The organism is Enterococcus sp. AZ084 (genome assembly GCF_051714905.1).
Taxonomy (GTDB): domain Bacteria; phylum Bacillota; class Bacilli; order Lactobacillales; family Enterococcaceae; genus Enterococcus_B; species Enterococcus_B pernyi.
Genome location: NZ_JBIOSS010000001.1, coordinates 425,409 through 447,032, shown reverse-complemented (window position 1 = coordinate 447,032; position 21,624 = coordinate 425,409). Strand labels below are relative to the sequence as shown.

At 40.3% G+C, this 21,624-nt stretch carries 16 protein-coding genes and 1 other annotated feature; of the genes, 6 read left to right on the top strand and 10 right to left on the bottom strand.

What is annotated here, in order from left to right:
- Window positions 1–103: 103 nt before the first annotated feature.
- Together IGI79_RS02110 and IGI79_RS02105 are read right to left on the bottom strand one after the other, a co-directional pair.
- Window positions 104–931, bottom strand: coding sequence for an endonuclease/exonuclease/phosphatase family protein (locus IGI79_RS02110; protein ID WP_438845664.1), 828 nt, complete (start codon window positions 929–931; stop codon window positions 104–106).
- 129 nt (window positions 932–1,060) lie between these two features.
- Window positions 1,061–3,223 (bottom strand): PTS transporter subunit IIBC, encoded by a 2,163-nt coding sequence (locus tag IGI79_RS02105; protein ID WP_071866599.1) that lies wholly within the window; start codon window positions 3,221–3,223, stop codon window positions 1,061–1,063.
- 284 nt (window positions 3,224–3,507) lie between these two features.
- On the opposite strand from IGI79_RS02105, the gene IGI79_RS02100 reads away from it, so the two are divergent.
- From IGI79_RS02100 to IGI79_RS02085, 4 genes are all read left to right on the top strand, one after another.
- On the top strand, window positions 3,508–5,802 hold the full coding sequence (locus IGI79_RS02100; protein ID WP_438845663.1) for a glycoside hydrolase family 65 protein: 2,295 nt from the start codon (window positions 3,508–3,510) through the stop codon (window positions 5,800–5,802).
- Window positions 5,795–6,460 (top strand): beta-phosphoglucomutase, encoded by a 666-nt coding sequence (gene pgmB / locus IGI79_RS02095; RefSeq protein WP_019722730.1) that lies wholly within the window; start codon window positions 5,795–5,797, stop codon window positions 6,458–6,460. The genes IGI79_RS02100 and pgmB overlap by 8 nt, the downstream gene beginning before the upstream one ends.
- Window positions 6,453–7,463: an aldose epimerase family protein gene (locus IGI79_RS02090; protein WP_438845662.1), complete on the top strand. Its 1,011-nt coding sequence runs from the start codon at window positions 6,453–6,455 to the stop codon at window positions 7,461–7,463. Before pgmB ends, IGI79_RS02090 begins: the two co-directional genes overlap by 8 nt.
- Before the next feature lie 64 nt (window positions 7,464–7,527).
- Entirely contained in the window at window positions 7,528–8,544 is a 1,017-nt protein-coding gene (locus IGI79_RS02085) for a LacI family DNA-binding transcriptional regulator (RefSeq protein ID WP_019722732.1), read from the top strand.
- Window positions 8,545–8,933: 389 nt separating this feature from the next.
- Here IGI79_RS02085 and tyrP read toward each other — a convergent pair whose 3' ends face one another.
- The 3 genes from tyrP to tyrS form a co-directional block, all read right to left on the bottom strand.
- Window positions 8,934–10,352, bottom strand: coding sequence for a tyrosine-tyramine antiporter (gene tyrP / locus IGI79_RS02080; protein ID WP_019722733.1), 1,419 nt, complete (start codon window positions 10,350–10,352; stop codon window positions 8,934–8,936).
- Between the two features lie 244 nt (window positions 10,353–10,596).
- Window positions 10,597–12,471, bottom strand: a complete 1,875-nt coding sequence (gene tdc, locus IGI79_RS02075) for a tyrosine decarboxylase (RefSeq protein ID WP_010736392.1) — start codon at window positions 12,469–12,471, stop codon at window positions 10,597–10,599.
- A gap of 290 nt (window positions 12,472–12,761) precedes the next feature.
- Window positions 12,762–14,018, bottom strand: a complete 1,257-nt coding sequence (tyrS, locus tag IGI79_RS02070) for a tyrosine--tRNA ligase (protein ID WP_010736393.1) — start codon at window positions 14,016–14,018, stop codon at window positions 12,762–12,764.
- Between the two features lie 96 nt (window positions 14,019–14,114).
- Window positions 14,115–14,318, bottom strand: a binding site (T-box leader).
- A gap of 294 nt (window positions 14,319–14,612) precedes the next feature.
- Between tyrS and IGI79_RS02065 the strand changes: the two genes are divergently transcribed.
- Window positions 14,613–15,767, top strand: coding sequence for a hypothetical protein (locus tag IGI79_RS02065; protein ID WP_438845661.1), 1,155 nt, complete (start codon window positions 14,613–14,615; stop codon window positions 15,765–15,767).
- A gap of 144 nt (window positions 15,768–15,911) precedes the next feature.
- Here IGI79_RS02065 and dhaL read toward each other — a convergent pair whose 3' ends face one another.
- From dhaL to dhaM, 3 genes are read right to left on the bottom strand one after another with little or no spacing between them, the layout of a single operon-like run.
- Window positions 15,912–16,517 (bottom strand): dihydroxyacetone kinase subunit DhaL, encoded by a 606-nt coding sequence (dhaL, locus tag IGI79_RS02060; RefSeq protein ID WP_010736395.1) that lies wholly within the window; start codon window positions 16,515–16,517, stop codon window positions 15,912–15,914.
- A gap of 14 nt (window positions 16,518–16,531) precedes the next feature.
- Entirely contained in the window at window positions 16,532–17,515 is a 984-nt protein-coding gene (gene dhaK / locus IGI79_RS02055; protein ID WP_438845660.1) for a dihydroxyacetone kinase subunit DhaK, read from the bottom strand.
- Window position 17,516: 1 nt separating this feature from the next.
- Window positions 17,517–17,915, bottom strand: coding sequence for a dihydroxyacetone kinase phosphoryl donor subunit DhaM (gene dhaM, locus IGI79_RS02050; RefSeq protein ID WP_019722736.1), 399 nt, complete (start codon window positions 17,913–17,915; stop codon window positions 17,517–17,519).
- 194 nt (window positions 17,916–18,109) lie between these two features.
- Here dhaM and IGI79_RS02045 point away from each other — a divergent pair, with 194 nt between their 5' ends.
- Window positions 18,110–18,430: a heavy metal-binding domain-containing protein gene (locus tag IGI79_RS02045; protein ID WP_010736398.1), complete on the top strand. Its 321-nt coding sequence runs from the start codon at window positions 18,110–18,112 to the stop codon at window positions 18,428–18,430.
- Window positions 18,431–18,506: 76 nt separating this feature from the next.
- Here IGI79_RS02045 and nagE read toward each other — a convergent pair whose 3' ends face one another.
- A complete protein-coding gene (nagE, locus tag IGI79_RS02040; protein WP_438845659.1) occupies window positions 18,507–20,501 on the bottom strand; it encodes an N-acetylglucosamine-specific PTS transporter subunit IIBC in 1,995 nt (664 codons plus the stop codon).
- 269 nt (window positions 20,502–20,770) lie between these two features.
- Complete coding sequence (locus IGI79_RS02035; protein WP_438845658.1) at window positions 20,771–21,553, bottom strand: LPXTG cell wall anchor domain-containing protein; 783 nt, start codon at window positions 21,551–21,553, stop codon at window positions 20,771–20,773.
- Between the last annotated feature and the right edge of the window lie 71 nt (window positions 21,554–21,624).

Below are 21,624 nucleotides of genomic sequence, written 5' to 3'. Positions count from 1 at the left end.
TAATAGTCAGCAATGCTATAAAAGCACATCTTTTTAAAACAGCTGACTGTTTTTAAAAGATGTGCTTTTTTATTATTCGCCTTTTTCTATTTTCACTCTCACTTTATAGATCCATTTCTATAGACACTCCAAAATGATCGCTCACGATCGGGCCATTCGTCCCATCAAAGACGCGCGTATACGTACTGACTTTACTCTCCGTTGGAACGAAAATATAGTCGATTCGCAGTGCTTCTGTATTGTTTTCCCAGCCATCGATTTTTTTCTCGATCGTGGCTTCTTCAGATTTTTTTTCTGCTAGAACATACGCATCTTTGATCTTCAATTGATTGTCTGCCACTAAGTGATACCCTTCCTCACCTACTGGATTATTAAAATCACCCATCAACAAGCAAGGTATTTGATAAGTTAGGAGTTCTTTCTGTAAGAATTGCCACTCGTAGGCAAAGCCCGTTTCTATATCTGACCACCAAGAGAAATGACAGCTTGCGACAACGATTGGTTGATTGTCAATAACTGTTTTGGCAACAAGGACCATGCGGGTACGGTAGTTTTCTTTTTCTTTTGTTTCAGACACTATGTATGCCCGACTATCCAAAGGAGCCTTTGATAAAATAGCGTTTCCTTCTTCATACTTGTCATAACCAATATGACTCATTTCCCAACTCCAAAAATAGGATTCTCCTGCTTCTGCCAGTCGTTGGATCAAGCAATAAGCGAAATTATCTTTGTGGATTGGTGTCTGATTCGTTACTGGACAAAAACCGACTAGCTCTTGTTCATTTACGATTTTTGTTTCAATCAGTTGATTGACCTCTTGTAAAGCAATGACATCATAGCGCTCAGTTAAAATCTTGTCTGCAAGGTCTTGTAGTTTAGTTACTGGTTCTTCTTCCAACCAACTATGGGTATTCAACGTCATTATTTTCATTTTTTTTAGAACCTCTTTTCTATTTTTACATAAAAATCAGAGACTGTTACGTCAGCGCTGATCATTGAAGAAATCTCTCCTCAATCGTCTCGCGTTTTCGTCACAATCTCTGATCACTTCTTTTATCTATTATAGCTTGATTTTACCGATTTCTGTACCCATTTCAACAGAACCAAGTGTAGTGATCGCAATTTCTTTCACTTTATCATCCGTGAAAACAACCATGATCGTTGTATCTTTTCCTTGTTCTTTGACTTTTGCAAGATCCATACGTGCAATCGGCATGCCTGGTGTGACTTCTTGTCCTTCTTTCACAGATACTTCAAATGCAGGTTGCGCCATTTGGACAGTATCGATTCCCATGTGGATCAGTACTTCTGCGCCTTCAGCTGTTTCCATCCCGATGGCGTGTTTCGTTGGGAATACACTAACGATTTTACCCGCTACTGGAGCAGTGATCGTATCTGTTTCAGGAATGACTGCAAAACCGTCACCCATCATTTTTTGTGAGAATACTGGATCATTGACCGCTGCTAAAGCAATCACTTCTCCTTTGGCTACTGCGTACAATTCTTTTTCGATTCCTAATGCTGCTGTCGCTGTTTCTTTTTCCATCACGACTTCTTTGATTTGTGGTTCAGGAATATCTGCGCCTGATTGCAACAAATCTTCAATATCTGATTTTAACACATCTGCTTTTGGCCCATAAACTGCTTGGACACCATTGTCTTTGACGATCAAGCCCATTGCGCCAGCACGTTTCCACGCGTCTTCTGAACCAACTCTACCTCGATCTGCCACTGTTACACGTAAACGCGTCATACAAGCATCCACGTCTTTGATATTTTCTTTTCCACCTAATAAATGGATGATTTGGATAATTTGTTGATCCGCCGCTCCTGTTGTCGTGCCAGTGGTTGTTTCTTCACTGTCACTGTCATAGTTCCCGTTACGTCCTGGTGTCGCAAAGTTGAATTTCTTGATCAAGAAGTTTGCTAAGAAATAAGTGACTACGCCAAAGAGAATGACACAGATGACGAAGTTGATCAAATCGCCGCCAAGTCCTGCTTTGATCCCTAATGGTGTTCGCGTCAATAATTCGATATTCCCGAAGGAGTGGACACGTAACGGTAAGATATCCGCCATCGCAAAAGCTGCTCCTTGGATCACTGCATAGATCGCATACAGTGGAACTGCCGCAAACATAAACATAAATTCTAGTGGTTCTGTTACCCCTGTTAAAAAGACAGCTAAAGCAGCTGAGAAATACATGGATTTGTATTTTGCTTTTTTGTCTGGATCGACATTGCGATACATCGCAAGCGCCATCCCCATCAAAATACCAGAAGAACCAATCATTTGACCGACTTTGAAACGTGCCGGTGTCCAATTGTTCAAGACGAATTCATATTGTGCCATGTCTCCTGCACCTCGCAGGTTCACTAAGTCAGTTGCCCAAGCTAACCATAGTGGATCTTGACCAAATACTTGTGTACCGGCTTGTGCGCCAGATAAAATCTCATATGTTCCACCTAATTGCGTATAGTTGATTGGAATCGTCAACATGTGGTGTAAACCAAAAGGTAGTAATAACCGTTCTAATGTTCCATATAAAAATGGGGCTAAAATTGGTGCACTATCTTGCGATTGTGCAATCCATAAACCAAAGTTGTTGATTCCTGCTTGAATAGCTGGCCAAACTGCTGCCAAAATAAGAGCTACGATCGTTGACCAAAGAATCACTACAAAAGGAACAAATCGTTTCCCATTAAAGAAAGAAAGTGCATCTGGTAATTTACGGTAGTTATAGTATTTGTTATACGCCATCGCACCGACGAACCCAGCGATGATCCCTACGAATACCCCCATGTTCAATGCAGGAGCTTCTAAGACACTCGTAAAGAATCCTTTCACCATGATTCGTGTACCGAACAACGTATGTGTGAAGGCGTCTTCGTTTGCTAACATCTCTGTTGTGACCCCGAAGATCGCTCCTGTGATCCGATTGATCAAAACAAACGAGATTCCGGCAGCGAATGCACCACCTGCTCGTTCTTTTGCCCAACTACCACCTATCGCTAATGCAAATAATAAATGCAAGTTCCCAATAATTGCCCAACCAATACTTTCAAGAACGCCACCCGTAGTGACAAGTGCTGCCATGTTCGGGTTGATCAATGGGATCGATTTCCCGATACTGATCATTAAACCAGCAGCTGGCATAACTGCTACAACGACCATTAAAGCCTTTCCAAATTTCTGCCAAAAATCAAAACTAAACATTTTCTTCAATTTCTATCTCTCCTTTACGCAATCGGTTTCGTTAATCCGTATTATAGAGGTAATTCCTTTTTTTGTAAATGCTTTATTTTTATTTTATTTATTTTTTTATCCAAAAGCATGATACAGCTAATATAATAAGAACTATAAAGAAAAACTAAGGCAATGATGCTTTCTATCCCCTTGCGAAGTGTTCGCCAATAAAAAAGATTGAGTATTTATCAGTTTACTATTGACTGACGCAACCGGTTGCGTTTATTATAAACCTAAGAAATGAAACATTTAGGAGGAGAATCATGAAACAAATCAAACGCTTATTCCAGATCGACCCTTGGAAAATCAGCACGACAACATTAGATAAAGAAAACTTGCGCTTGCAAGAGTCATTGACAAGTATTGGAAACGGCTACATGGGAATGCGTGGAAACTTCGAAGAAACGTACTCTGGCGATCATCACCAAGGCACTTATTTAGCAGGCATCTGGTATCCTGACAAAACTCGTGTGGGTTGGTGGAAAAACGGCTATCCTGAATACTTTGGAAAAGTCATCAATGCAGTCAACTTTATTGCAATGGATATTTACATCAACGACCAATTGATTGACTTAGCTTCACTAGATCCAGAAGATTTCTCTTGGGAATTAGATATGAAAAACGGGGTCTTGTCTCGTCAGTTTACAATTACGACAGCTACAAATAAAGTTCGCTTCTCATTTGAACGTTTCTTGAGTATTGTTAAAAGCGAAGCGGCTTATATTCGTGTAAACGTTGAATTGATCGCCGGCTCTGCCACTGTAAAATTTGTTTCGAAACTGGATGGAAATGTCCAAAATGAAGATAGTAACTACGATGAGCATTTCTGGAATCAAATCGACCGTGGCACAAAAGACTCGATCGGTTATTTGACAACGAAGACCATTCCTAATGCATTTGACATTGAGCAATTCACCGTCACTGCAGGCATGCGTCATTTTATCAACGGAGAAGTAGCGACACCTATATTTGAAGAACAAACATTAGCGTTACAAGGTGTATTCTCGTATGATCTAACACAAAACGAACCTGTGGTCGTGGATAAAGAAGTCTTGATTTTGACAAGTCGTGATATCCCTGAAGCACAACAAGTGGCAACACTTGTGGATGAATTTGATCAGTTAACTACTCATCATGATGAAGCCAAAAAAGAACAAACAACCGCTTGGGCAAAACGTTGGGAATTGGCTGACGTAGTGATCGAAGGCGACGACGAAGCGCAACAAGGCATCCGTTTCAATCTTTTCCAATTGTTCTCTACTTATTACGGAGAAGACGAACGGTTGAACATTGGACCAAAAGGCTTCACTGGCGAAAAATACGGCGGTGCGACGTACTGGGATACAGAAGCTTACGCTGTGCCATTATATCTGGCATTAGCTGACCCAGAAGTCACAAAAAATTTATTGAAATACCGTCACAATCAGTTACCACAAGCCATCCATAATGCGCAACAACAAGGATTGAAAGGGGCGCTTTATCCAATGGTGACCTTTACAGGTGTCGAGTGCCACAATGAGTGGGAAATCACCTTTGAAGAGATCCATCGTAACGGTGCGATTGCTTACGCGATCTATAATTATACAAATTATACTGGCGATACCTCTTATCTGAAAAATGAAGGACTTGAAGTATTGGCTGAGATTGCTCGTTTCTGGGCGGATCGTGTCCATTACTCCAAACGTCAAAACAAGTATATGATCCACGGCGTGACTGGTCCGAATGAATACGAAAACAATATCAATAACAATTGGTACACGAACACGATTGCTGCTTGGGTCCTTCGTTATACTCGTGAAAATTATTTAGCGTTCAAAGAAGAAACAACAATTGAAATCAGCGAAGAAGAATTAGCAAAATGGGCAGATATTGTCGAAAACATGTACTACCCGATCGACGAGGAACAAGGAATTTTTGTCCAACATGATACATTCCTAGACAAAGATTTGATGCCAGTTTCGGATTTACCACTTAGCGAATTGCCATTGAACCAAAAATGGTCTTGGGATAAGATCTTGCGTTCTTGCTTCATTAAACAAGCGGATGTGTTACAAGGCATCTATTTCTTCAATGAAGAATTTACAAAAGAGGAAAAACAACGGAACTTTGATTTCTATGAGCCGATGACCGTTCACGAATCTTCTCTTTCTCCAAGTATCCACGCGATTTTAGCTGCTGAACTTGGCTTGGAAGAAAAAGCGGTCGAAATGTACCAACGTACTGCTCGCTTAGATTTGGATAACTATAACAATGATACGGAAGATGGTTTGCACATCACGTCAATGACAGGTAGTTGGTTAGCGATCGTTCAAGGTTTTGCACAAATGAAAACCGCCCATGGCGAATTATCTTTTGCACCATTTTTACCAAACACATGGAATGCCTATTCTTTCCATATCAATTACCGCGGTCGCTTGATTTTCATCGCTGTTTCTGATGAACAAGTCACCTTTACATTACTGAATGGTGAGGCACTGGAATTGACTGTGTATGGACAAACACAAGAGCTAACAGATCAATTGACGATTCCATTAAGAAAGGACGATGCACATGTTTAAAGGTGTCCTATTTGATTTAGACGGTGTCATCACCGACACAGCAGAATTCCATTATCGCGCCTGGAAAAAACTTGGTGAAGAAATCGGGATTTCAATCGACCGAAATTTCAACGAACAATTAAAAGGGGTTAGCCGAGAAGATTCATTAACATTGCTTCTTGCTTATGGCAAGAAAGAAAATGACTTTTCAAACGAAGAATTCGCTGCTTTAGCTAAACGTAAAAATGAGTATTATCTAGAAATGATCCAAGAAATCACGCCAGCAGACGTATTTCCGGGTATTGTTCCTTTATTAACAGAATTAAAGAAAGCTGGCATCAAGATCGCCTTGGCTTCTGCTAGTAAAAACGGACCATTATTACTAGATAAAATGCAACTGACAGATTACTTTGATGCGATTGCTGATCCTAGCAAAGTAGCAAGTGGCAAACCCGCCCCTGATATCTTTTTATTAGCAGCCAAAGAAATCGGATTAGAGGCGACTGATTGTTTAGGTATTGAAGATGCAAAAGCAGGCATCCAAGCGATCATCGCAAGTGGTGCTTATCCTGTAGGAGTTGGACGCAAGGAAGATCTTGGGGAGGACATTCCGATCGTCGCTGATACGTCTTCGTTAACACTCGACTATCTACAACACGTTTGGCGCAAAGATGTCTGAACCAAGCATCTCCGTCCTCCCCATCAAACAAACAAATCTAAAAAAAATCACATTGAAGAACGACGAGCTAGAAGTCGTTCTTCTCAATTATGGCGCTCGCTTGCATCAAATATTCACAGCAGATAGATTTGGACAAATGGAAAATATCTTACTCTCTTACGACGATATTCAAGATGTTTTATCTGATCAAAGTTTTTTCGGTGCAACTGTTGGTCCAGTGGCAGGTAGGATCAGAAATGGTGAATGGGGATCTCACCAACTAGAAAAAAATAATGGCAACCATCATATCCACGGCGGAACAAACGGCTGGTCCTTTCAGTTTTGGGAGGTAGAAGTATTCAAATCCCCTCAAGCAGTGGGTGTCGTCTTTTATTTAAAAGATACATTTTCAGGTTATCCTGGACCAATCACCGCGACTGTGACCTATCAATTAGAAGGAAATAGATTAGTGATGATCACTAAAGCCAACAGTGTAGTAGAAACGATTTGCAACCCGACAAACCATGCCTATTTCAATCTATCTGGAAATGGAAAACGTGATATTGATTCCCATCAACTCCAGATTCAATTAGATAGCTTGTTACTTTTGGATCATGACAAATTACCTACAGGGGAAACACTAGACAAAGCGGACTTACCCATCAAATTTCAAGAACCAAATACACTGACGGAGATTTTATCCAAGTATCCTTCAGGTCTTGATGACGTTTTTTTATTAAATACGCCTAAACTCACCAAAAATAGCTTAACTTTATCAGAAGAAGCTTCCGGTCGCCAAATGAATATAGCAACTACGAACAAAAGTATGGTATTATTTTCTACAACTGGGTTCGATGCAGATTTACAGATCAACGGTCAAAACATGCATTCTCATTTTGGCTTAGCGATCGAACCACAAGAAATACCAGATATCGTTCATTTCCCGGAGTTCGGCTCGATTATGCTACGCCCTGGACAAGAACGTGTCAGCCAAACAACTTATGAATTTAGTACATTCACTTAACCAGTTTTATTTAACTTGGTTTCAACAAGACGATGGACGATGAAAAAGAAAGGTGATTTAACTTATGGCAATTACAGTGAAAGATGTTGCAAAAAAAGCAGGCGTAGCGACATCTACTGTTTCTCGCGTGATCAATGACCATCCAAGTATTTCCGAAACAACGAAAAAGAAAGTACGAAAAATCATGGATGAACTAGGATATGTCCCTAATATCACAGCGAGAAATCTTGGTAAACGTGTATCAAGCGCTGTAGGTGTCATTCTTCCACCACTCGATTCCAAAGAGCGTCTTGGCAATCCGTTTTATTTAGAAATCATGGAAGCAATCAACGAAGAAGCACGACATCACGGTGTGACAACAGCTATTGCTACCGCAAAAAGTTTCGACGTCTTATTAGAGAACGTTCAGCGGATGCATTTACAAAAACAAGTTGATGGTTTTATCCTAGTCTACTCCGATAGTGATGATCCAGTCATCGATTATCTTTATGAACAACAGATTCCGTTCACACTGATCGGACAACCATACCATCATGAGAACGAAATCATCTACATTGATAACGACAATCAACTGTTAGGAAAGCAAGCCACCGAATTTTTGATCGATAATGGCCATAAAAATATTCTTTTCGTGACCAATACAACACATGAAAGTTTATACTTTGAACGCTATTTCGGTTATCAAAAAGCGATGATGTTAGCAGGACTGAACGCCCATCCAAGTGTGACCTTGGAACAGGCTGAAGATTACTTGGATTTTGACACGATCTTAAAAAAAGCTGAAGCGACAGCGCTAGTTGTTATCGATGATATTTTTGCTTTACGCACGATGCAACTCGCCCAAATGTATGGCTATATCATCCCGGAAACCCTTTCGATGATCAGCTTCAATAACTCGATTTTTTCTACATTGATGCATCCTTACTTAACAAGTATCGACATCGATATCTCTGAGTTAGGTCGAGTCGCGATGCAAAAATTACAAGAACTGATCCATGAAGAAGTGAGCAATGGTGTACGTTTAGTGATCCCCCATCGTTTGATCAAACGCGAAACGGTCGTTCCATTGAAAGAAAAATAGGGCATCCATTCCTAGGCAAATCAAACAAAAATAGCAAAGCATCTTGTCTTCGGACAAAAGATACTTTGCTATTTATTTTACTAGTAATCAACTGATCCACTAACGATAAGTCCACATTTGTATTTAACTAGAAATAATCAAAAAAAGAAATCTCTTCTATTCTTTCTAAAAATCTCTTAAAATGTGGTTAAAGAGGCATGCATTAACATGCCCCATGTAGTCCGTTAAAAGCGGATGGCATCAATAGAACATTAGAGCACGTCTACTTCGCCAAAAGTTGAGACGGCTCTATTTTTTTTGCTCTTGATTTTTTAAGAAAAACAACACCTACGAAGAAAACAGTTCTTCATAAGTGTTGTTTTATATTCTCTAAGAGATCATTTTTCCTGTTATTCTTTTAAGTCTGCTTCAACTTCAGTCAACCAGGTTGCTTTCTTCACGCGATTGATGATCAGCGGAATAACGAACATCACGATTGCGATGACCGCAACAAGCAATGCATCCGCTAATGTTGAAGTTCCTAACGTTGAAACAACAACGGCGATAATTGCCAACATCAGCATACAGCTAACCAGCCACGCAAAGCCATTTCCTTTTTTACCGATTCGATAAGGACGAGGCAATTCTGGATGGCTAGTTCTCATTTTCACTAAAGATATGGCGATCAAGAGATATACGATGCAATAAATCACTGTTGTTGCATTCGTCAATGTAAGAAAGACCGCACTTACATCATCCATGACGCCATAAAGTAACGCAAAGAGGGAAATAACTACTGATTGCGTCAACACCACATTTCTTGAAACACCATATTCATTTTCTTTATGGAAGCCAAATTTTGGTGGCAAGAATCCTTCACGTGCTACCTGGATGATCGTTTTAGAAGGTCCAGTTACCCAAGCAGACAATTGTAATAACACACCAATAAAGACCATAAAGCTGAAGATATTACCGATGATCGTTGGCAATCCTAAAATATCACAATAGATCAATACTGGTTGTGTGATGTTTGCCAATTCCATTGTTCCTTCTGGTACGACATTTGCAACAAACAAGGCGTTGATGACATTCAATAAAACTAGTCCGATCAATGCAATAAAGACCCCTTTAGTATAGTTCTTCGTTGCATCTTTCAAACGAGGCATATACACTGAGCTCATTTCGATTCCCACAAAAATAAATGTGATCCCTGCCAAATATTTCAATGAATCACTGTGTTGTAGATCAGGCAATGCTTTCGACCATGAAAAATCCCCCAAATAGCCATTTGAAACAAGTCCCACTTTGAAAAACGCTAAGATCCCCAAAACAAACATGATCACCACAGGAATATAAACACCCAACCAAACACCAATATTCCCGCCAACTTTCGCCATGTCAAACTTCAAGTTGAGCAAGGTGATGATCCAGTAAATGACCAAGATACACCCTAAAACGAAGTAGTGATTGTTGCCAAGAGCCGCGTTCCCAAACGTATTCCCTAACAATGGACCTAAGGTAGAAGCGACCATGACCATTCCTGGGAACATTTGCACCCAAAGTAACCACGCAACGACAAATCCCCATTTACTACCTAGTGCTGTTTTGACCCAAAGTTGCGGGCCTCCTTCTTGTGGCAGCATCGTTGATAATTCACCTGAAATCATTGAAATGGGTCCAGCAAAAAACAAGACGGCAAAAATCGTGTAAAAAATCAATGTCCAACCAACAGCTGACAATGTTGGGATACTACGAACAGTGGCACATAGCGCCATGGTCAAACCAATGAATGTCCCTAGCCCCATTTTACTTACTTGAGCTTTACTCAATTTTGACACTCTCCTTATTAAGAAATAAATAGGCGTGTCTTTGAAACTTTTCATTAACAGCAAATAAAAGCAAACGTATGGCCAACTTGTGCTTTGAGTATTTTTTGCTTGGATCATCAAGCTTCAAAGGCACTCCAACATGAAAGATTTGATAAGAGAAAGGAGGCTCATTCTTTATTCGTTTCGAACGAGAAATGAGCGCTCATTCTACTTGCTTTCTCTTCACTCATCATAATATTTACGTTTATTTTGTTTCGTTTGCCACTAACTGATCTGCATAGATTTTTTCTAATTTACTTTGAAGCGCTGCTTTGATTTTTTCTGCATATTCTTCAAAATGTTCTGCTTTATTCATATACGGCGTCATGACACTGGCACGTAAGACTGTGACTTTTCCAGCACGTTCCCATTCTTCTTCTGTAAATCCTAATTGTTTTACAAATTGAAGTGGGCTATTGCCATAATCTGGAATTGCAAAGTCTGTATGAGATGTCAAGAATTCATTGCCATAGATGCTTCCTTTGACATAAGAAGAATAGTCATACACATCATGGTTCAACTGATTCATCGCTACCAGATCGTCATTTCCTTTTTCTTTGAATACATAATCAACCATATTGAAATCTGGATAAGTCAATGGATGAACTTCGATTTCTTTATCGCCCACTTTGAAGGTTAAATTGTTCAAGAAGTGGAAGAAACGATGTGCGCCTTCAATCGATGCTCCCATCAATTTACCATAACCAGTCACATTAAGCGGTAGTACATGATGCGCTGCCCAAACACTTGCGGCAGTTGCTCCGGCTTTTGATCCTTCCAAAATATAGGCACCAAGCAATGCTGGGATATCTGCTCCTTTTTCAAATACATAGGTTGCAAAGTAAGAGATCACATCACGCATACGAATGTCTTGGATCACGATACCTCCAGCAGAGTAAGGAACATAGCCCATTTTATGTGGATCGATCGTCACTGATTCTGCTTCTTCAATTGCTTGATATGCACGGTGTACTTCTTCTAAAAGATAATCTTTATTTTCTGTGAAGACATGATGTTTTGCGTGTACTTCTTTTAATTGATCAAATGGGATGAATTCATTGTTCTCATCAAGGAAGATCGCACGTCCGTAACCACCATAAGCTGCATCTACGTGTAGGTAGAAATAAATGCCTTCTTTTTCTAGCTTGCGACGTAATTCAACGATTTTATCGATTTCATCGATTGCCCCTTCTTCAGTAGAACCAACGACACCAACGACACCTAAAACCGGTGTTTGTTCAGCAGCCAATTCACGAATGATTGTTTCAAGTTCCTTGATGTCCATGCGGTAGTTGTGATCCACAGGCACTGGAATCACTTGATCTAGGCCGACACCAATGATGTCTGCTGCTTTCAACCATGAATAGTGTTTTGTTTGTGGGACTAACCATTTACCTAATTGTTGAAGATGTTTTCCACTGCGTGCAGAATGTGCTTTGATCTCATCGATTTTTTCTGGCACTTGATCTAACAGATCAATGATTTCCCGAGTTGAAAGATTCATCAATTCCCAATCTGTTTGACCTGAAACCAATTCAGGTGCCACTTCTTTCATTGCAAGTGGCAATGATTTGATGTTGCGCGCATACCAAAGACCTTCTAAATTTGCTAATGAGCCATCTGCAACGATATGGCCCCAGCCATTTTTGTACCCCATCAATGTAGCAAATTCCATTCCAACTTCTTCTTCCATTTGACTTGTTGCTGGAGAAGATTCATATGCGACGTTATTTCCATTCCATAGCATCGCAAAATTATAGGCTAATAATGATGGCATCAATGTTTCAGAGTTCATATGACCCCAATAACGACCTGCATTATGCCATGGGACAGAGTGTGTACGCATCCGCGTAGAGATTTCAGCTAACACGTCTTTTGTTTTATTGATCGTGTGCGCGAAGCTTTCACTGCTTTTTTCTTCCGGCGTAATGATCGGCATATCTTGTGGCATATAATTTTGACGCCATCCTAAGTGCTCGTCCACTAATTCATTTAACAAAGCTTTATAGATTTGGCCATTCTCTGCTTTGTCTCCAATGAATAGTGCATTCAAATTTAAATCATTTACCTTTGATTCCATTTAGAAACCCTCCTAAAATAATTTTTTAAATTTTGTCGAGGCTTAGATTACACCTGTTTTTTATTTCTGTAAATATCACTTTTCCTATTTTCCTCATTTCATTTTAATGTTTTTAATTGTTTGAATTGTTGGTACAATTGATAAAAATTAAAAAAAGGAGGGAATTTACAAATGTAAATTCTCTCCTCATGATTGTATTAACGACAACCGGCGTAACTATTAGGATAAGTTTCAAAAATTGGAATTTTGTAATGGAATAGACCTTTTACAAGGTAAAAAATTACTAAATTCTAATCAACTACTTTGGCCAAAAAGTAGCGTTTTTTCCCTTTTCTGATCACTACGAATTTACCATCAAATTCTGTAGCTGGATCAATGACAAAATTTAAATCGGTTACGCGATCACCGTTAATACTTATAGCTCCGTTCGACACATCTTCACGCGCTTGACGTTTTGATGGCTCGATTTTTGTGGAAACAAGTAGTTCCACGATATTTTCAGGGGTACTTGAAATCTCTACATTCGGCATGTTTCCAAAGCCTTGTTCGATTTCTGACGCATTTAGTTCTTTGATATTTCCAGAGAACAATGCAGCTGTGATTTTTTGCGCTTCTTGTAAGTCTTCTTCGCTGTGGACAAAACGTGTCACTTCTTCTGCCAAACGGCGTTGTGCTTCACGTTTTTCAGGTTCTGTCTCCACTTTTTTCGCTAATTCATTGATTTCTTCTTGTGATAAGAAAGTAAAGAATTTCAAGTATTTCACAACATCCCGATCATCTTGATTCAACCAGAATTGGTAGAATTCGTACGGGGATGTTTTTTCAGGGTCTAGCCAGATTGCACCACCGGCAGTTTTTCCGAACTTTGTTCCATCTGCTTTTAGCATCAATGGGATCGTCAACCCAAAGGCTTCCGCTTCTGGCCCTTCCAATTTACGGATCAGATCTAAACCAGCAGTGATGTTTCCCCATTGGTCAGCTCCACCGATCTGTAATTGCACATCATATGTTCTGTGTAAGTGCAAGAAGTCGATCGATTGCAAGATTTGGTAAGTAAATTCGGTAAATGAAATTCCGACTTCCAAACGACTTGCCACGATATCTTTCGCTAACATCGTATTGATGTTGAAGTTTTTTCCGTAGTCTCTTAAAAATTCTAATAAAGAAATATTTGATAACCAGTCATAGTTGTTCACAAATGTAATATTGGCATCTTTCCCAAAAAGTTTGCGCATTTGGTTCGATAATGCATCCACATTATGTTGGACTTGTTCCATCGTTTGTAAGACACGTTCGCTTGTCCGTCCACTTGGATCACCGATCGTTCCAGTTCCTCCACCAATCAGGATGTATGGATGATGCCCTGCTAATTGGAATCTTTTCATCATCATGAACGGGATCAAATGCCCAATATGCATCGAATCTCCTGTTGGATCGACACCACAGTAAAGCGAGATACTCTTTTCTTCAACAAGCTCGCGAAGTCTTTCTTCGTTGGTTTGTTGGTTAATGGCATCACGCCAAGTTAATTCATCAATAATATTCATAACATTTCCCTCCATATCTTTTTTTATGAAAGCAGGTCCCTGCCAGCATGTCATTTATTAACGGGCAGACAACAAAAAAATCCCTTGACAATCAAGTCAAGGGACGAAAATTCGCGGTACCACCCAAATTATATGTTTGTTTTCCAAACATATCTCTCTAACATTTAACGCTGTCGCGTGGCTTCATGCCATAGACTCCTAAAATGTAATTCGCGCTAAAGCATGTACTAGTTCACAGCAACCACTAGCTTTCTGAAACATTGGCTTAATCCACTACTTCGTTTTATTCATCGTCTAATTCCTTATTCATCTATCTCCTATCTTAGAACGCACTGTTTTTTTTGTCAACAAAAAAATTTTTCTTGATCATTCGAACGACAAAAAATAACATCGCTTTTTAATCTTGAACTAGGCGGAAATCGATGGAATTGAAGAAACCTTTATTGATTCCATTGCTCGATCTGTTGAAACATGTTCTTCTTATTGCACGCACCATTTTTTCTTTAATTACATAATTGTCGTTACGTTAATAACTCAAACAGCTGTTATATTGTTATAGGTATTAAAAGTTATTTTAGAAAGAAGGAATAAAAAATGAAATCGATGATTTTGAAAATTGCTTTATCTGCTAGTGCGATTTTATGTGCAATCTCATGCTTGAATGTCTCTCAACCTGTCGGCGCTGAGGAAATACATCCAACAGCTGGCGAAACTGACTTCATTGGCGCCTTTGCCATTAGTGGGTCAGATGTTGTATTGGAAGTTGGCGAAACGTCTAACGAGAATATTTTAACAGCTTCTCATGCCCGCATCACAAATTCGATTGGCGTAGAAGTCCCTCCGATCATCAAGTCAGCCAATGTACAAGACACTCCAGGCATCTATCAAGCAACGATCGGCACGACCATCATGTCTTCAGTAGAAAAAGAGATCACAGTCACTGTCGTCGATAAACTTGAAGACTGTCCGACTTATGGTATTTATCAATTAACTGCTGATGATGCAACGGTTCCGGTGGGGCAAGTAGATGAAGCAGCTATCCTTCAAGCAACAAATGCGCAAGCGCTGACTTCTGGCGGCTCTCCAGTAGATGTTGTGATCAAGAAATCAAATGTAGTGAATGATACCCCTGGTACGTATCAAATCGTTTTAGGGATCAAAGAAGAACCAAAGATCCGTAAGACAGTCCAAGTCACAGTTACTAATGACGCAGGGAACGAGCAAGAAAGTCTTTACTTTGTCGACGCATCGGATGCTACTGTCTCGATCGACCAATTGGACGAACAAACGTTGATCATCATGACTAATGCCAAGGCAACTGATATTTTAGGACATTCCTTGCCTGTAGAAATCAAACACTCCACAATCAAGTTTGAGCCAGGAAATTACACTGTTACATTCGGTCTCAAAGGAGACTCAAGTTTATTTACTAAAACTGTCAATCTTACCGTCGCTTCGGATAACTACGTTCCTTCCAGATTCTTTTTGCAAGCATTCGATGCAACTGTCCAGTTAGGTCAAACGGATGACCTCTCACTGATCCAAGCAACCGGCGCAAATGCCGTGACTCTCCTTGGGCAAAAGGCAAATGTTTACGTGAAGCATTCCTCGATTGAAGCAAACAAAACTGGCGAATTTGCCGTGACATTTGGCGTAACAGAAGATCCAAGAGTCGAAAAAACGGTAACAGTCTCAGTGGTTGATGAAATCAATCGTCCAGAATTGGGCGGTGGCATTGGGAATATCTAACAAACAACCACTTGTCTCACCTTAAACAGGATAAAGGACGGACCAAAAAATAATGGTTTTAAAAAAGGCGTCATCCACATAAGGTTAAAACCACTGTGGATGGCGCCTGATTTATCGAGGTTAGATCCTTCTATCCAACCTTTTTTATATTTCGTCGATTATTTCTAATAACGTAGTAAACAAGATGGCACTAGATGCCGCACCAGGATCAATATGTCCGATTGAACGTTCACCTAAATAAGAAGCACGTCCTTTTTTCGCGACTAATCCTGCTGTGTGTTCTTTTGCTTGCTCAATTACTTCTTTCGTAAGATTCCCTGCCGTTAGTGCTTCAGCTACAGGGAACCAAACATCTAACATGGTTTTATCTTCTTGTTCCGCTTTTCCTCTTGCTTGGATGCCGTTTGCTCCTTCACGGATGAACTCACCTAATTGTTCTTGTGAATCGATCTGCTCTACTCCTTTTGTCGCTTTCATCAAGTTCATAAACGCAGAACCGTAAAGAGGACCCGAAGCGCCACCTACTTTGGAAATCATCGCCATAGAGAACATCTTGAAGGTATCACTGATAGTGTCAGGTGCCTCCTGTTGAAAAGCTGCTTCATAGGCTGTCACACCTCTTCCCATATTATTCCCATGATCCCCATCGCCAATGGGGGTATCTAAATCACTTAGGTACGCTTTTTTCTCTTTGATCTCTTCAGCAAAGCGGTTAAGCCAAGCTTGGATCTCTTTTACCGTCAACTTCATTTTTTCATCATCCTTTACCATGCAATCGTTTCTACGTGACTTGTTAAAGCTGCTTTCCAAGTGGTTTCTGTTAAGTCAACCATTGTCAATGATAGTCCCTGCATATCCAATGAAGTCATCAAATCACCGACTTTATGGAAAGTAACATCCACCTGTTCTTCATTCAACAACGTCAACACATCATTCATGAATACAAATTGTTCCATCAATGGTGTACCACCCATCCCATTCACTAAGACACCGACTTCTTTTGGTTTTTCAGTATACTCACTCAAAATTTTCGTGACTAACTCTTTCGCTAACAATTTAGAGGGTTGCAGTTTTTCTCGACGATAACCTGGCTCGCCATGAATCCCTACACCGTATTCGATTTCGTCTTCATTTAGGTCAAAGCCAGGCTTCCCTACTTCTGGGACAGTCGCAGCCCGTAATGCGACACCAATTGTTTTGGTCGCAGCAACCACTCGCTCTCCTAATTCCTTCAGTTGAGTCAAGCTCGCCCCATTTTTGGCAGCATCTCCTAAAATCTTATGGACAAGAATAGTCCCCGCTACGCCACGCTTCCCTGCCGTATACGTGCTGTTTTCTACCGCGATATCATCATCGACCACTACTTCTTCGACGTCAATTTCATCCATAGCAGCTAACTCTTTTGCCATTTCAAAATTCAATATATCTCCAGTATAGTTTTTGATAATCAATAACACACCTTGTCCTTGGTCCGCTTCTTTGATCGCTAGTTGGATTTGATCAGGTGTCGGTGAGGTAAAAACATCCCCCAAAACTGCTGCACTTAACATGCCATCTCCAACAAAACCTGCGTGAGCAGGTTCATGTCCACTACCACCTCCAGAAACTAACCCGACTTGTTCGTTCAACTGATTTTTCGCAATTACACGAGAATCTTCTACACGATGTACTAGCTCTGGATAACTCTTTACGATCCCTTCTAGCATTTCTTCTACGATATCCCCAGGTTCATTCATGATTTTTTTCAATTTACATCCACCCTTTCTTCCCTGCTTGTCGTGCTTCTTCTATGATTTGTTCGATATTGTCGGTTGTCCCTGCTGTAATAGCAGCCGCAAAGGCTCCTTCTACTAAGGGGGCATCCACCAAGTAGTAGTTTTTTTGTTGGGCTTCCTCCAATAAATCTTTTGCCAATTCTGAATTCATCACTGCGCTACCAAGATCAGCAAAGACAAAATAAGCAGATGAATCGGCTGATTGATTGACGGCATCAACGATCTTCATCGGATCAGAACCGAGTTCTCCCTCTTCGATTCCGCCAAGTGATAATACTTCTACGTCATCGGTTTGTTGCATTTGTTCAATCATCTCTTTGATGCCGTCTGTGACCTTCTTACTATGAGAAAGCAGTAAGATACTTTTCTTCAACGAATTCCCCTCCTTCAGTTTAGCACCCTTTTTTGTAAGGGTTTTCTTGATACTGTATTAAGTATATATCAACTCCTATGGGTAATGGAAATAATGCGATATAATGAACGATAGTTTTTTTATTTATGTGAAGATAAAGATAGGACTAAAAAGAGATATTTGCTATACTTTCCTTAAAGAAAGGAGTGATCAAAATGATCATTACAACAACAAATAGCGTAGAACATCAAGTCATTGAGTCTTATGAGGGAATTGTTTTTGGTGAAGTCATTACGGGAATCAACGTCTTAAAAGATTTAGGTGCAGGGATTCGTAACGTTTTTGGCGGACGCTCAAAAAGTTATGAAGGGGAATTATTGACAGCAAGAGAAGAAGCATTAGCTGAAATGGCGCAACGCGCAGAAGCACTTGGCGCAAATGCGATCATCGGGATGAAGATGGATTATGAAGTCTTAGGTTCAGATAATGGGATGTTGATGGTCACTTGTAGCGGGACGGCTGTTCGATTGGTTTAATAAAATCAAAACAAATAAACGAGTGAAGACCCGCCAAATTTCTAGGGTCTCCACTCGTTTTTTACTCACACACGCTTCACAATGACTGGACTTGTCCAATCACCTCATTCGCCTCAACCATCGCTCTTTTTTCAATGGTTAGACTTTCAACTTTCTCACTATTTGTAAATACAACGATCATATCTGTTTGTTTACCTGCTTTTTCTAGCATCGCTAAGTCAACAACTGCCAATAATTGACCTCGTTCCACTCGTTGTGCTTGTTTGACATAAAGAGTGAAGGGTTCTCCTTGTAAATCAACGGTGTTGATTCCCATATGCACCAACACTTCAAGGCCATTGTCTGTTTCGATCCCCAGTGCATGTTTCGTCGGAAAAATACTAGTGATCATTCCACTGATTGGTGCAAATATTTCTTTTGCTTCCGGCAAGACTGCATAGCCATCACCCATCATTTTTTCTGCAAAAACAGGATCGCCGACTTCAGTGATTGGAATGATTTTACCGAGCGCCGGTGCATAGAGTTCAAATGTTTCCTTACTTGTCTTTGAAGCAGAAACCGGCACATCTTGGTGAGGAATTGATTGAGCGGTCTCTCGCTCTCCCTTACTACCTTGTTGGAGTTTCGTCATTTCGTCTGCTACAAATTGGACCTGTGTGCCTACAATGACTTGGATATTTGTTTGATCAATTACTTTTACCCCTGGGACGCCAGTTTGTTTAATCGCTTCTTGATTTACTTTTGCTGTGTCTTTTACCTGTAGACGCAAACGTGTCGTACAATTATCGATTGCTTGTACATTTTCTTTTCCACCTAATGCATCATAGATCACCGCAGCTAGTTGACTAAATTCATTAGTTCCCGTAGCAATATCAGGTGTCTCTTCGCCAATTTCTGTTTCTCTTCCTGGTGTCATCAAATTGAACTTTTTGATGGCAAAGCGGAAGCCAAAATAATAGATAGCTGCAAAAAATACTCCTTGAACAAGCAACATCAATGGTTGATTCGCGACTGGATTCTGCAACGACAAAAAGTAATCCACAAAGCCAGCGCTAAAAGCAAAACCAGCTGTCCAATGGAAAAAGGCACTGATTGCTAATGAAATTCCTGTAAAAATGGCATGGATAACATACAACGGCCACGCCACAAACATAAATGAAAATTCTAATGGTTCAGTCACACCTGTAAAGAACGCAGCAAAACCAGCTGCTAGCATCAAGGAAGCGACTTGTTTTTTCTTTTCTGGACGTGCACTTTGATAAATAGCAAAAGCACCAGCTGGTAAACCGAACATCATGACTGGGAAAAACCCAGCTTGATACATACCGGTTTGCCCAATTATTGCTTTTCCACTATCTAACGCTTGTTGTCCAGCTAAAAAGTTTCCAATATCATTGATACCTGCCACGTCGAACCAAAAAACAGAATTCAGTGCATGATGTAAGCCTGTTGGAATCAATAAACGATTGAAGAAACCGTATAGTCCTGCACCAACAAACCCTAATTGAGAAATCCCCTTCCCAAAGGAAACCAGTACATCATAAACAGTTGGCCAAATAAATAATAATATCGCAGAAATAACCAACATGCTCAAGGCAGACATGATCGGAACTAAGCGTTTCCCACTAAAAAATGATAAGGCCATAGGTAATTTCACTTGGCTAAACCGATTATACATCGCAGCAGCGACTAATCCTGCCACGATTCCAACAAATACATTGTTATCCATTGTATTGAAAGCCGGATTGACTTCAGTGAGATCTCCCAGATGCAATAATCCTTGTACTGAATCCGCAGATAAAACGGTTTGAGGGATCAAGTAAGCGACCAATCCTGCCAAAGCAGCTGATCCATCTTTGTCTTTTGACATTCCCAATGCCAAACCCACCGCAAACAATAAGGCAAGATGGTTAAGAATCGCTAGCCCCGCATTCATTAAGAAGGTCGTTCCCGCATTACTGATGCCTACTCCTACGAACCAATTCGCAAGACCAACTAGTAAAGAAGCCGCTGGTAAGACTGCTACTGGCAACATCAATGAGCGACCCATTCGTTGCATATATGCTTTCATTCTTTCCACTCCTATTTTCTCTCCGCTCGTGAAAGAGCGTTTATCGTTATTTTTGTAAATTTTCTAGAAAATATCTAAAAACATTAAAACGAGTATACCATTTATCCAAAAAAATAGGAAGCATTGATTGAATACATTTAAAAAACCAGTAAAAGCAACGAAAAAGAACGAAAAAATCTATTATCCAACCATTTATTTTTTTTAATAAATATAGACCAATAATCAATTCGTTGTTTTCAAACAACAAAAAAGAGTTTGAGATGTCACTCTCAAACTCTTTTTTGATACACAGCACCGACAAAAACAACCAGCAAGCACAAGCTACCGATCACTGACAAATAAATTGACCGGCGATCGTCCGTTTTTGGTAATGCCTTCGCGGGTTGTTCTTCCACTACTTTTGTTTCTGTTTCAGTAACTGTCCCCGCTTCTACCGAACGTTTTCCAGCGGAATGTAAGGTCGCCTTGATTCTTTCGATACTGGCAGACAAATCTGCTTTTCTTGCTTCGAAATCGGCCATTGCCGCTTGAGCTTCTGCTGCTTTTTCATGGATTTCCGTACGAGCTGCTTGAATATCCGCTTGTGTCTGATCCACTGACGCAACCGTAGACGTCGCTAAATCTTGCAATTCCGTTTGTACTTCGGTTGCCCGTTGGGTCGCAGATGCTATTTTTTGTTTTGCTAATTCGGCTTTTTCTCGCTCTTCAGCTATTTTCTCAGCTAACTCATCGCGATCACTCGCTGCTTGATTTGCTAAATCGTTCACTGTTTGATCGATTTCCCTTTGTTTTTCGATAAGTTGTTGTTTCGCTTGTTCCAACGTATCTTCCACTTCTTTACGTTGTTGCTCCAACTTCTCCCAGCGAGTCGAATCTGATGGATCAGTTTCGTTAAGAGGTGTATGTGACGAGTCTAGTGGCTCCTGACTCTCCTGCATCTGTGACTCACTGGTTTCTGATGCTAGTTGACTTGAATCTGCCCGGACTGTCTGACAAAGAAAGAAACTGCTGGCGATCAGTGCAGTAAAAAGTACTTTTTTCATTTTGTGCATCTCTGCCATCCCCTTTCATTTTCACTAGTTGTTCATTATAGAAAAAAACTGAGGAATCGCCTATAAACAAT

What these genes read in the sequence shown, in the direction of transcription:
- IGI79_RS02090 (WP_438845662.1), top strand. Translation starts at nt 6,453, where the DNA reads ATGTCTGAACCAAGCATCTCCGTCCTCCCCATCAAACAAACAAATCTA.
- dhaL (WP_010736395.1), bottom strand. Translation starts at nt 16,517, where the DNA reads ATGAAGTTGACGGTAAAAGAGATCCAAGCTTGGCTTAACCGCTTTGCT.
- IGI79_RS02045 (WP_010736398.1), top strand. Translation starts at nt 18,110, where the DNA reads ATGATCATTACAACAACAAATAGCGTAGAACATCAAGTCATTGAGTCT.
- IGI79_RS02065 (WP_438845661.1), top strand. Translation starts at nt 14,613, where the DNA reads ATGAAATCGATGATTTTGAAAATTGCTTTATCTGCTAGTGCGATTTTA.
- pgmB (WP_019722730.1), top strand. Translation starts at nt 5,795, where the DNA reads ATGTTTAAAGGTGTCCTATTTGATTTAGACGGTGTCATCACCGACACA.
- nagE (WP_438845659.1), bottom strand. Translation starts at nt 20,501, where the DNA reads ATGAAAGCATATATGCAACGAATGGGTCGCTCATTGATGTTGCCAGTA.
- IGI79_RS02035 (WP_438845658.1), bottom strand. Translation starts at nt 21,553, where the DNA reads ATGCACAAAATGAAAAAAGTACTTTTTACTGCACTGATCGCCAGCAGT.
- tyrS (WP_010736393.1), bottom strand. Translation starts at nt 14,018, where the DNA reads ATGAATATTATTGATGAATTAACTTGGCGTGATGCCATTAACCAACAA.
- IGI79_RS02085 (WP_019722732.1), top strand. Translation starts at nt 7,528, where the DNA reads ATGGCAATTACAGTGAAAGATGTTGCAAAAAAAGCAGGCGTAGCGACA.
- IGI79_RS02100 (WP_438845663.1), top strand. Translation starts at nt 3,508, where the DNA reads ATGAAACAAATCAAACGCTTATTCCAGATCGACCCTTGGAAAATCAGC.
- IGI79_RS02110 (WP_438845664.1), bottom strand. Translation starts at nt 931, where the DNA reads ATGAAAATAATGACGTTGAATACCCATAGTTGGTTGGAAGAAGAACCA.
- tdc (WP_010736392.1), bottom strand. Translation starts at nt 12,471, where the DNA reads ATGGAATCAAAGGTAAATGATTTAAATTTGAATGCACTATTCATTGGA.